The 12913-nt window shown below is 33.9% G+C and carries 9 protein-coding genes and 1 tRNA gene; 8 read left to right on the forward strand and 2 right to left on the reverse strand.

Annotated features, from left to right (window positions below):
- Window positions 1-948 precede the first annotated feature (948 nt).
- Window positions 949-1023 (reverse strand) — tRNA-Pro (locus LNP81_RS01215).
- Window positions 1024-1247: 224 nt separating this feature from the next.
- Between LNP81_RS01215 and LNP81_RS01220 the strand changes: the two genes are divergently transcribed.
- Window positions 1248-1652: a septal ring lytic transglycosylase RlpA family protein gene (locus LNP81_RS01220; protein WP_230032845.1), complete on the forward strand. Its 405-nt coding sequence runs from the start codon at window positions 1248-1250 to the stop codon at window positions 1650-1652.
- Between the two features lie 125 nt (window positions 1653-1777).
- Here LNP81_RS01220 and LNP81_RS01225 read toward each other — a convergent pair whose 3' ends face one another.
- Window positions 1778-3946, reverse strand: a complete 2169-nt coding sequence (locus LNP81_RS01225; protein ID WP_230032847.1) for a pectate lyase family protein — start codon at window positions 3944-3946, stop codon at window positions 1778-1780.
- 313 nt (window positions 3947-4259) lie between these two features.
- Here LNP81_RS01225 and LNP81_RS01230 point away from each other — a divergent pair, with 313 nt between their 5' ends.
- The 7 genes from LNP81_RS01230 to lepB all read left to right on the forward strand — a co-directional run bounded on the left by LNP81_RS01230 (window position 4260) and on the right by lepB (window position 12836).
- Window positions 4260-6779: a DUF2339 domain-containing protein gene (locus tag LNP81_RS01230; protein ID WP_230032848.1), complete on the forward strand. Its 2520-nt coding sequence runs from the start codon at window positions 4260-4262 to the stop codon at window positions 6777-6779.
- Window positions 6766-7992 (forward strand): hypothetical protein, encoded by a 1227-nt coding sequence (locus LNP81_RS01235; protein ID WP_230032849.1) that lies wholly within the window; start codon window positions 6766-6768, stop codon window positions 7990-7992. The genes LNP81_RS01230 and LNP81_RS01235 overlap by 14 nt, the downstream gene beginning before the upstream one ends.
- A gap of 244 nt (window positions 7993-8236) precedes the next feature.
- Complete coding sequence (locus LNP81_RS01240) at window positions 8237-9004, forward strand: ParA family protein (protein WP_065450999.1); 768 nt, start codon at window positions 8237-8239, stop codon at window positions 9002-9004.
- A 5-nt stretch (window positions 9005-9009) separates the two neighbouring features.
- Entirely contained in the window at window positions 9010-9912 is a 903-nt protein-coding gene (locus tag LNP81_RS01245; protein WP_230032850.1) for a ParB/RepB/Spo0J family partition protein, read from the forward strand.
- A complete protein-coding gene (locus LNP81_RS01250) occupies window positions 9912-10472 on the forward strand; it encodes a DUF5683 domain-containing protein (RefSeq protein ID WP_230032851.1) in 561 nt (186 codons plus the stop codon). Before LNP81_RS01245 ends, LNP81_RS01250 begins: the two co-directional genes overlap by 1 nt.
- Window positions 10473-10510: 38 nt before the next feature.
- Complete coding sequence (gene dapB, locus LNP81_RS01255) at window positions 10511-11215, forward strand: 4-hydroxy-tetrahydrodipicolinate reductase (protein ID WP_230032852.1); 705 nt, start codon at window positions 10511-10513, stop codon at window positions 11213-11215.
- A gap of 64 nt (window positions 11216-11279) precedes the next feature.
- On the forward strand, window positions 11280-12836 hold the full coding sequence (gene lepB / locus LNP81_RS01260; protein WP_230032853.1) for a signal peptidase I: 1557 nt from the start codon (window positions 11280-11282) through the stop codon (window positions 12834-12836).
- Window positions 12837-12913 lie beyond the last annotated feature (77 nt).

Below are 12913 nucleotides of genomic sequence, written 5' to 3' on the forward strand. Positions count from 1 at the left end.
ATTAAGAATCTTAAAAAACTTAGTGCTCTCTGTGGTAATTTTTTTTCTCTCTAACTATTTTTTACCGCAGAGATCGCAAAGGTTTTCCGCAGAGTTTACGGAGATTGAAGTTGTATTACACAATCTAAGTCCGCGAAGCTTTGTGTCCTTTGTGTTTTTACTTGATTAAGAATGTATAAAAAACTTAGTGTTCTCTGTGGTAATTTTTTTACGTCCTAATTATTTTTTACCGCAGAGATCGCAAAGGTTTTCCGCAGAGTTTAAGGAGATTGGAATTGTGTTACACAATCTAAGTCCGCAAAACTTTGTGTCCTTTGTGTTTTTACTTGATTAAGAATGTTAAAAAACTTAGTGCTCTCTGTGGTAATTTTTTTGCTCTCTAACTATTTTTTACCGCAGAGATCACAAAGGTTTTCCGCAGAGTTTACGGAGATTGGAATTGTGTTACACAATCTAAGTCCGCAAAGCTTTGTGTCCCGAGGCTTCGGGATGTGTTTTTACTGAATTTACATTGCTTAAAAGATTTAGTGTTCTCTGTGGTATTTTTTTTGCTCTCTAATTATTTTTTACCGCAGAGATCGCAAAGGTTTTCCGCAGAGTTTACGGAGATTGAAGTGGTATTACACAATCTAAGTCCGCGAAGCTTTGTGCCCTTTGTATTTTTACTTGATTAAGAATGTTAAAAAACTTAGTGTTCTCTGTGGTAAATTTTTTCTCTCTCTTCAAAAGTTTTGAGATTAATTTTAAGATTTCAGTTTCATGCAAAAAAAAAGTCTTTTCAAAAAATGAAAAGACTTTTGTCGGGGTGGCAGGATTCTAACCTGCGGCCTTCCCGATTTCCAATCGGGACGCGATAACCGTTATGATTTTAACTTTTACTTTCTAATGAGATTGCAATTTCAATTCAATGCAAAAAAAAAGTCTTTTCAAAAAATGAAAAGACTTTTGTCGGGGTGGCAGGATTCGAACCTGCGGCCTCCTGCTCCCAAAGCAGGCGCGATAACCGGGCTACGCTACACCCCGTAAGCGGGTGCAAATATATAACTATTTTTTGCTTATCCAAAACAATTTTAGAAATAAGAAAAAAAATATTTTCCAACAAATTATAATTAGAAACAAATGAGCCAATTAAAGTCAATTATTCATTTAAAAAAAAATACAAATATGTCTTTTAATATTATAAATATGGCCTTTACAATAAACTTAATCATACAGATTAATCTTTTTTTGCAAAAAAATTCAAGAAAATGAAAAGAATACTATTATATATTGTTTTCGCTATCTCAATGACAGCTATTGCGCAAGAGAGTCCTATATCAAGAGATGAAAACACGAAGATTGAGAATTTAAAACTGTATAAAGAAAAAGCGCATGCTTCTTATTATCATGATAAATTTACCGGAAGAAAAACAGCAAGTGGTAAAAGATTCGACAACAATAAACTTACTGCTGCGCATAAAAAACTTCCTTTTGGTACAAAACTAAAAATCACAAACGTATTAAATAAAAAATCCACCATCGTAGAAGTTACCGATAGAGGACCTTTTGTAAAAGGTCGAGAAATTGATCTCTCTAAAAAAGCTTTTATGGATATTGCTTCAAACAAAAATAGTGGTGCAATGAATGTAAAAATTGAGATTTTGGTAAATTAAATCCTGCTTCTTAAATATTGAAATATTATGCACTATTTTAGATAATAAAAAACTCCGAAGATCAATTCGTCTTCAGAGTTTTTTTTATTTGAAAGATTTTCCAGTTTAATAGTAACGCTTCTTTTTTACTTTTCCATAACAATATAGGCAGGATAGGATTCACGATTTGGCAAATCAAATTCTTCGTCGTACGGCTGAGTACCTTCTCCATTGTTATATAATGCGACACGTTTTACACCTGTTGCTGTACTACCGCCAATACTATTAATCACATTTTGAATATTACCCGGCCCCGCAAAACGTGTAATACACAACTTTTCTAGTTTCACATTTGGGCTATTTGGAGCTTCAAAACCATTTTTCTTATTCACTTTGCCATCCGTTCCTGTAAAAACTGCATAAGATCCCATGCCTATACTTTGATGTTCTTTTACAGTATTTGCGACTTTGAATGCTGCATAACCATCTACTTTACCTCCCTGACTGCTCCAGCTTGCCTGATTTGGGGCATCGTATGGAGGTTCGTTTTGAAAGAAATAAGTTCTGCCGCGTTCTCCTAACCATAATACTTCATATTCTTGAAAGTGTTCGACAAATAAAGCATAAAGTATAACATCATCTCCTGTAACAATAAGTCCGTTTTTACATCTGTCTCTTAGCCAACGTAAATCTCCGCCTTTTTGCGAACCATGGTCTGCACGCCACAACCAGAAATGATCCCCTACCACATTGTTGCTGTTGATTTCCATAGAAGCATGTATCTGAATATTTTTTGACTGAACCCCGCCTACTCTACAAGTGATATCTGAAAGTAAAATAGGATCTGCAGAATGGTCTGTATTTGCTCCTTCATTACCAATTCTAACCTGATACGTTGTGCTATTAAATGAATCCATAAGAAGACCTGCAATGATAATCCCGTCTTTGTCATCAGCATAAATACATCCCCACGTATTTTTCTCAGTAGGCTCTAATGTTACTGACGCTATACCAGCGCCTAAAAGTACGGCATCTTTTCTATTGACTTGAATAGGAGCATTTAATGCGTAATGCCCTGGGGTAAAAAATATATTTTTACCTGATTTTAGTGCATTATTAATTTCAACATCAGTGTCGCCTTCTTTGGCAACATACCAGTCGGTAAGCAAATCCTGAATTTTTCCTTTCCCCATATCTGTTGATGACCAGGAAACTCCCACTCTGTCCTTTTGCCATGCCGGAACAAATACTTTATACTCGCCATCATTATCGATAAAAAGAAAAGGTTTTTCTCTTATAATAGGTGTACTAGGAACTGGCGAATTGGCATCATCTGCTTTTGGAGGATTGACGCAACCTTGCCAAACCATATTGTACGAACCTCCCATTGCCTCAGAACCTGAAGGAAAAACAGCATTTCTGGTGTACCATTGTTGTTGCCCGCCCCAGTTTGGTCTGGACGATGTATAATGTGTGTCGGCAATAAAACCACCGCTTCCCCAAAAGTTAGTGTCTCCAATATCTGAAATATATTTCGAAGTACTTTCAATCAGCATTCTTCTTGCACTGGTGGACTGAGAAACGGTCCATCCAAAATCCCGCATTACTGCTACATTTTCTACAGAACGCCAAAATGTACACGTAGCATTTGCTCCACCAGAAAGATGAGGCCTTGTGAATATCGAACCTAATTTAACAGCCGACGGCACTTTGCCCAACCCTCCTATATGAGAATAAAATCCTAATTCGATTGAATTTGCTGCTGCAGAAGATGCAGAACCTGACCCGCCCGAATCGTAAGTTTGACCCTCAATATTTGCTTTAAAATAATACGCCTGACGTTTTGTAGTCCATTCGCCATTTGATCCGCCAAGACCAATAGCACCAAACTGCGAATTAATTTCATTTCTCGCAGTTTCTGCTTTTTCATATTTTCGATCGTAGAAATACATATTACTACCAAAGATTTCGTTCTCTAACGAAATTATTATCGTTAGAGCATTACGGCTAATTTTATAATAGTTCTCGTATTTATCTTTATTTGGCTTATTATCTGTAAATATCAATTTCGTAGTCGAACCAACAGAAACAAAATCTGATGCCAAACGACTTCCTCCCCTTGTAATTACATAATTTCCCGAAGAGCCAAATGCCGGCCATGATAACATTATACTGTGTTTTTTCTTGTTGTAAACAATTTTGCCTTCTATCCTATTTTCCTGTTTTTTTTTATCGGATGAATTTAGTGTTACAAAACTGCATAGCATCAGCATGACTGTAAATGCAGTAAATACTGAGATTAATTTTTTAATCATAAATAATCTTTTTGGGTTTAATATAGTTTTTAAGGATTCGAAAAATAGTCATAATCTTTAATCTATATGTCCGTATTTGCTCCCAATTTTCTCATCAAAAACTATACAAAGGCTTAATTTTCCTTTAATAGCAATGCTAAAAGTAAAAGACTGAGTAAATAACAGAGTTGCAATTACAAATAGAGAGTTTTAGATCAAGTGAATTCTATAGAAAAAAACAAATACTTCATTTAACACGAAAAGAACTAAAAAAATCCCCTTCGTATTAAAATGTTATTATATTTACCAATCATAACATTATACTTAGTTCTTTATGGAAAGTTTTCTTTTAGTTGCGTTATTTTGTTTCTTAATCTATATCTTTAATACCATCAAAGGTCGTTTTAATCACCTCGAAAACGACATTCAGAAACTTAACAAGAAGATCGATCTTTTAAAAACAGTTGAAAAACCTGCTGAAATTATTCCTGTTGCACCAATTCCTGTTGCAAAAAAAGAAGAATTTAAGATTGAGCCTGAACAATCGAACAAAGTAAATTTTGAAATTGCTAAACCAGAAGCTACAAAAGAAACAACTCCCATTCTAAACAAAAGAGAAGATGCTACTGAAATAAAACCAGACAAACCTCTTTTCCCTATTGAATTACAGCCTGCTCCAACACGCAAGGACACTATCAAAAAACCTATAGAACCACAAAAATCATTTTGGGAAAACTTCAAGGAGAAAAATCCGGATTTAGAGAAATTCATCGGAGAAAACCTGATCAACAAAATTGGAGTTTTAATTCTGGTTTTAGGAATTAGTTATTTTGTAAAATATGCCATCGACAAAGACTGGATCAACGAACCAGCAAGAGTTGGAATTGGCGTATTATGCGGTGCACTAGTTATGGGAATTGCTCATAAACTGCGCAAAAATTACGCAGCCTTCAGTTCGGTCATTGTTGCCGGAGCGATTGCAATTTTTTATTTCACAATAGGAATCGCTTTTCACGATTACCATTTATTCAATCAAACGGTCGCCTTTAGTATAATGGTCATTATTACAGCTTTTAGCGCTTTAATATCATTATCTTATGACAGGGTCGAACTAGCTGTTCTTTCACTAATAGGCGGATTTGCGGTTCCGTTTATGGTAAGCACTGGCGAAGGAAATTATGTAGTTCTTTTTAGCTATATCATTATTCTAAATATTGGAATTTTAGCTATCGCATATTATAAAAAATGGAATCTGGTTAATATACTTACCTACATCTTTACGGTCCTATTATATACGGCTTGGTTAACCAGAGATTTAAGTTCTGATAAACCCCATTATTTAGGAGGTTTAATATTTGGTTTTATTTTCTATTTCATTTTTATATTAATGAACCTTGTAAATAACATTCGATCTAAAGGAGAATTTTCTAAAACCCAACTCACTATTTTGGCCAGCAATACCTTTTTGTTTTATGCTGCAGGAATGGCGATTTTGACCAATTATCATCCGGAATTAAAAGGTTTATTTACTACGATTCTTGCCTTGCTGAATTTAATTTATGCCTGGATTTTATACAAAAAATTCGATCTCGACCAGAAAGCTGCTTATTTACTTATTGGTCTAACGCTGACATTTATAACATTAGCAATTCCTATTCAGTTCGAAGGGAATTATATTACCTTATTTTGGGCCGCAGAAGCCGTTCTATTATTATGGTTATCTCAAAAATCTAAAATTACAAGCTATCGATTTGGCTCTATAATAGTTCATATTCTAATGATTTTCAGTCTGATCATGGACTGGAACAAATACTACAATGGCACTTTACCTTTAAATATTATCATAAATCCTATATTTATAACGGGTGTTTTTGCTGCAGGCTCATTGTTTGCCATTTGGTATTTATTAAAAAATGAAACCGAAAATTCAACGATATTCGGCATCAGCTTTAATCCTGAAAAATATAAAAGAATCGTTTTAGAAGTAGCTTTTGTAATTAGTTATTTCACCGGTTTATTCGAAGTTATTTATCAATCGAATCATTATATCGATAACCTTTACAGTTCGATCGCATTCCCTATTTTGTATCACTTGTTATTCTCGGCTTTGTTTTCTTCTTATCTGATAAAAAGAAAAACAGAAACCGGATATCAGGGCGCTTTATTACTCGCTATTTCGAATATTGTATTGTTTGCCTTTTGGTTCTCTAACTATCCTTTTTTTGAGCACAAAGACATTATTAGTTCAGGAAGCGGAAGAGCAATTGCTTTCTGCCTACATTATATTTCATTGATTATCACGATATTTTTTGGGTACCAATTGTTTCAGATTTATAAAAAAGTAGACTTTACCTTTCTTAAAAGCCGATACTTTATGTGGATCGCAGCATTTTTTATTATTTATATCGCAAGTTCAGAAGTGATGCTTCATGGTCTTATTTTTATGAATTCTCCGGTAACGGCTCAGGACATACAAACGAGTCCTATGTATGCGAGTTATAAATCTAACTTACCTTATTTACGTGAATTTATTGCCGAAGATTATATTGCATTGGCCAGAACTAAAATCGTCAAAACAGGATTTCCAGTTCTTTGGGGAGTTTTAGCTTTTGTGTTTTTAATTATTGGAATAAAAAAGCAACTAAAATCTCTGCGAATAATCGCTTTAGCTTTGCTGGGATTAACGATCTTAAAACTATTTTTATACGACATTAGTAATATTTCCGAAACCGGAAAAATCATATCGTTTATCCTTTTAGGAATCTTGATTTTGATTATCTCTTTTGTATATCAAAAAATAAAAGTATTAGTTATTGATGAAAACAAGCCAAAAGAAACCAATGAAACTGAATAAATTTCTCGCCTTACTATTTATCGCAAACCTTTCGTTTGGGCAATATCAAACTACTGCGAAACTAAAAAAAGTCACTCAAAATGGCTTTCATGAAATCATTGTATCACCTGAAGTCCGATCTTTTTCGAAACAGGATTTGAGCGACATTAGATTATTTGACTCTAAAGGAAATGAGGTCCCATATTTTATTCAAACAGCTAAAAATGTTTCATCAAATACTTTTGAAGAATATACTATTGTTTCAAAAACAGTTTTGCCCAAAAAGAGCACTTCGGTTATTATTGCAATTCCGTCGAATAAAAGTCATAATCAGCTTTCGCTTTTTATTGCAAATTCTGATGTTGAAAAAAAATACTCTATATCCGGAAGTGACGACCAAAAAGAATGGTTTGGAATTTCAAATTCTCAAATGCTGTATGAATTAAGCAGCACTTCAGAAACGAGTGTCGTTAAAACGATTTCATATCCATTGACTACATATCGCTATTTAAAAATAGATTTTGATGATCAAAAAACACTTCCTGTTAACATTCTGAAAGCTGGGAATTTTAACAGTCAAATTCAAAAAAGCATTTCACTGGAAGTTACTCCAAAAAAATCAAGTATAACCGAAAATACAGTTAATAAAGAAACCCAAATTCACGTCCTTTTTGATGCACCACAAGTTATCAATCAAATTTCGTTTGAAATTTCAAAACCAACATACTACAATCGTAAAGCTATTTTGTACAAGAAAGTAAAACGTGAAAAGAAAAGAAAACCTGTAGAATCTGAAGAAGAAATTGTTTCTTTCGAGTTAAATTCAAATATAAAAAACAGTTTTACTATTGGTGAAATATTCGAAAAAGAGTTTTTTATAAAAATTGAAAACCACGACAATCAGCCTTTGTCAATTTCAAAAATAAAGTTCGAGCAAAAGTTGATTTCTATTATTGCTAACTTAAACTCAGACGAAACTTATATCTTAAAAACCGGAAACAACAATCTCACTGCGCCTGAATATGATATCGCTAATTTTAAAAGCAAAATTGCTTCCATTTTACCGCAAACGCATCTTTATGATATTGAGCACAGCCAAACAGTAAAAGAACAAATCCAGAACAAATCATTTTGGCAACAATCCTGGTTTATGTGGCTTTGTATTGTTTTAGGCGGCATTACAATTTTATTTTTTACAGCCAGTTTAATAAAAGATTTAAAGACAAAAAATTAAGCTAAAAGTCAAATTTAACATTTAAACTTTATTTTAAGATTTAAAACACAATTTTGTTCTTTTATGCCAAAAACAACAATAAAATAGCACGAATTTTCGTTACTATTTTTTTATTCTATAAGAAATTAAATTCCTCAAAACACGCACCATACAACGATTAACAGAAGTTTCTTAAATGTTAACAAAATAGATTTTCAGAAACCATAAATAATTGTATTTTTACGGTTCAAAATTCAGAAAATAAATGGGCAAAATCATTGCGATTGCTAATCAAAAAGGAGGCGTTGGAAAGACTACTACATCGGTAAATCTTGCAGCCTCATTGGGTGTTTTAGAAAAGAAAGTATTATTGATCGACGCTGATCCTCAAGCAAATGCCACATCTGGCCTTGGGATCGATGTAGAATCTGTTGAGATGGGTACCTACCAAATACTTGAACACAGTAACACTCCCAAAGAAACCATTATAAAATGTTCAGCTGTAAATGTTGATGTGATCCCTGCGCACATTGACCTTGTTGCCATCGAAATTGAATTGGTTGACAAAGAAAACAGAGAGTACATGCTTAAAAAAGCACTGGAAAGTGTAAAAGACGAATATGATTATATCATTATCGACTGTGCACCTTCATTAGGTTTATTAACCTTAAATGCTTTAACAGCAGCGGATTCAGTTGTTATTCCTATTCAATGCGAATATTTTGCACTTGAAGGATTAGGAAAATTACTGAACACGATAAAAAGTATTCAAAAAATACACAACCCGGATCTTGATATCGAAGGATTGTTACTAACCATGTACGATTCGAGATTACGTTTATCCAATCAGGTTGTAGAAGAGGTTCAAAAACACTTTAACGATATGGTTTTTGATACCGTTATTCAGCGAAATGTAAAATTAAGTGAAGCTCCAAGTTTTGGCGAAAGCATCATTAATTATGACGCAACAAGCAAAGGAGCCGTTAATTACATTCATTTAGCTCAAGAAATTATAAAGAAAAACAGTAAATAGTTTTTATGACAAAAGCAATTAAAAAACAAGCCTTAGGAAGAGGATTATCAGCATTATTAAAAGATCCGGAAAACGACATTACATCAGTAGAAGACAAAAATGCTGACAAAGTTGTTGGAAACATCATTGAGCTTGAAATAAGTGCTATCGAAATAAATCCGTTTCAGCCTAGAAGCAATTTTAATGAAGAATCGTTACGCGAATTAGCCACTTCTATTAAAGAACTTGGTGTGATTCAACCTATTACTGTTCGAAAATTAGACTTCAATAAATACCAGCTAATTTCAGGAGAGCGTCGTTTACGCGCTTCAACTTTAGTAGGTTTAACTCACGTTCCTGCTTACATTCGTATTGCGAATGACAATGAGTCATTGGTTATGGCTTTGGTAGAGAACATTCAGCGTCATGACTTAGATCCAATCGAGATCGCACTTTCGTACCAACGTTTGATCGATGAAATTCAATTGACTCAGGAACAAATGAGCGAGCGCGTTGGAAAAAAACGTTCTACAATTGCCAATTATTTACGTCTTTTAAAACTGGATCCGATTATTCAAACCGGTATTCGCGACGGTTTTATCACCATGGGCCACGGTAGAGCAATTATCAATATTGAAGATTTAGATATTCAGACTGATATTTATCAAAAAATCGTAAGCGAGAATTTATCTGTTCGTGAAACAGAAACTTTAGTAAAAAATTATCACGAAAGTTTAAAGCCAAAAGCAGAAGGGAAACCAAAAGCAGAATCTTCTTTTGTTGTTAGAGAAACACAAAAAAACACTTTCAACGATTATTTTGGTGCGAAAGTTGATGTAAAAGTCGCTGGCAACGGAAAAGGAAAAATCACTATTCCTTTTAATTCTGAAGCCGACTTTAATAGAATTATAAAATTAATAAACGGATAGTGAATAAGATTGTCCCCATAAGCCTATTGTTCTTTCTCATAGGAACCGTCTCTCTTTTTGCCCAGGCAAAAGAAGAAACGGTTTTGGTTGTTAAAGACACTAGCAAATTACAAGAAATTGATCCGCTTACACCGGCAAAAGCAGCTTTTTATTCTGCAATTTTACCCGGTTTAGGTCAGGCATACAATAAAAAATACTGGAAAATCCCTTTGGTTTACGGAGCAATTGGTACGAGTTTGTATTTTTATATTGATAACAATAACAAATACCGCGATTATCGTAATGCTTACAAACGAAGATTAGAAGGCTATAACGACGATAAATATAAATTTCTTGATGAAAGCCGACTTGTTGCAGGTCAGAAATTCTATCAGCGAAACAGGGATTTATCAGCTTTATTCGTTGTTGCTTTTTATGCCCTAAACATCATAGACGCCAATGTTGACGCCGCTTTGATTCAATTCAACGTAAACGAAAGATTATCAATGCGTCCGGAAGTATATCCCAATGATATAACTTTTCGCCCAAATGTTGGACTAACTTTTAATTACCACTTTTAAATAGCGTTCGTTATTTAAATTCAAAAAAAATATACAAAATGAAAATTGCGCTTTTAGGTTACGGAAAAATGGGTAAAGTAATTGAACGAATTGCTTTAGAAAGAGGTCATGAAATTGTTTTAAAGAAAGACGAATTCAATACATACGACGGACTTTCAACTGCAGATGTTGCAATCGACTTTAGCGTTCCAACCGCAGCAGTAAGCAACATTTCGAGCTGTTTTAACAACAATGTACCTGTAGTTTCAGGAACAACAGGATGGTTAGAGCATTTTGATGAAATGATCGCACTTTGCAACGAAAAACAAGGTGGATTTATATCCAGCTCAAATTTTAGTTTAGGAGTTAATATTTTCTTCGAATTAAATGAATATTTGGCTAAAATCATGTCTCAATTTGATTCTTATAAAGTATCGATGGAAGAAATACATCATACACAAAAACTAGATGCTCCAAGCGGAACAGCTATTTCTTTAGCAAAAGGTGTGATCGAAAATAGCAATTATGCCAATTGGACTTTAGAAGAAGCAAAAAACAATAATGAAATTCATATTGAAGCTAAAAGAATTGGAGATGTTCCAGGAACTCATACCGTAACTTACGACTCAATTGTAGACAGCATCGAATTAAAACATACTGCACACAACCGCGAAGGTTTTGCTCTTGGAGCTGTAATTGCTGCTGAATGGCTTGCTGGTAAAACAGGAATTTACAGCATGAAAGATGTATTAAATTTAAAATAATCAAATTTAAAGGATAAGGTTTTCAACAGAACAACCTGAAACTTGAAACATAAACAAAAAAACTATGACACTATATCTTTGGTTCGTATTTTTCTTAGCCGTACAAGTAATTCATTTTTTAGGAACCTGGAAACTGTATCAGGCAGCCGGGAGAAAAACCTGGGAAGCTGCAATTCCGGTTTACAATTCAATAATTTTAATGAAAATAATTAGCCGCCCAACCTGGTGGATTATATTACTTTTCATCCCGATTATTAACTTAATTATGTTTCCTGTTGTTTGGGTAGAAACCTTAAGAACATTTGGCAAAAAATCTACTCTAGATACTTTATTAGGGATTTTCACTTTTGGATTTTACATCTATTATGTAAATTATACTCAGAAATTAGAATATAATGCCAACAGAGAATTAAGACCTCAAAATAAAACTGCTGACACTATTAGTTCGTTACTTTTTGCTATTATCGTAGCAACATTAGTACATACTTATGTGGTACAACCTTATACAATACCTACTTCATCTCTGGAAAAATCATTATTAATTGGTGATTTCCTGTTTGTAAGCAAAGTAAATTATGGCCCTCGTGTACCTATGACAACTGTGGCGCTGCCAATGGTTCACGATACCATACCATTCTTAAAAAGAAAGTCATATTTAAGCTGGCCGCAATTGCCATATTTTAGATTACCGGCTTTAGAAAAAATAAAACGATCAGACATCGTTGTTTTCAACTGGCCTGTAGATACTGTTCATTATTTCTATGAGCCAAAAGGAAGACCCGGGGTTATAAAACCTATCGATAAAAAATCAAATTACGTAAAAAGATGTGTTGGTATTCCTGGCGACAGCTTATCGATTGTAGACGGTTTTGTTTTCATTAACGGGAAAAAATTAATTCTGCCTGAAAGAGCAAAACCACAATATTCATATTCAGTAGCTTTAGACGGAAAAACTTCGGTTGATTTTGAATCATTAATGAAAGAGCTTGATATTACTGATGGTGCTTATATTAAAGACCAGGAAAAGAGAGATACTATTTATTTTAGAGCATTAACAGAAGCGAGCGCTGAACGTTTAAAAAATACTCCCGGAATTACTGCTGTAAAAAGAGAAATTGACAGAGGAAATGACAACGCGATTTTTCCTCATATCAACAAATGGAGTCAGGATAACTTTGGCCCTATTTACATTCCTCAAGCAGGAAAAACAGTAGCTTTGACCAATGAATCTTTGCCATTTTACAAAGAAATCATTACCAAATACGAAGGCAATACTTTACAGCTGGACGGTTCTCATTTTTTAATAAACGGGAAACAAGCTACAACCTACACCTTCAAACAAGATTACTACTGGATGATGGGAGACAACCGTCATAACTCTGAAGATAGCCGTTACTGGGGTTACGTTCCTGCCAATCATATCGTAGGAAAACCAGTTTTTATCTGGATGAGCTGGGATACCAACGGAAAAGGAATTAACAAAATTCGTTGGGACAGAGTTTTTACTACTGTTAATGGTGAAGGACAGCCACAATCTTACTTTAAATACTTCCTGATTATTCTTGCACTTTATTTTGTTGGAGAATATTTCTGGAGAAAAAGAAAAGAAAACAAAGCATAAAAAAATTAGTTATTTTTGTTTCAGGTTTCATATTTCGGGTTCTTTGCGAACTTGAAACATGAAACCTGAAACTTTTA

This window comes from Flavobacterium piscisymbiosum (genome assembly GCF_020905295.1).
In the GTDB taxonomy this organism is placed as follows: domain Bacteria; phylum Bacteroidota; class Bacteroidia; order Flavobacteriales; family Flavobacteriaceae; genus Flavobacterium; species Flavobacterium piscisymbiosum.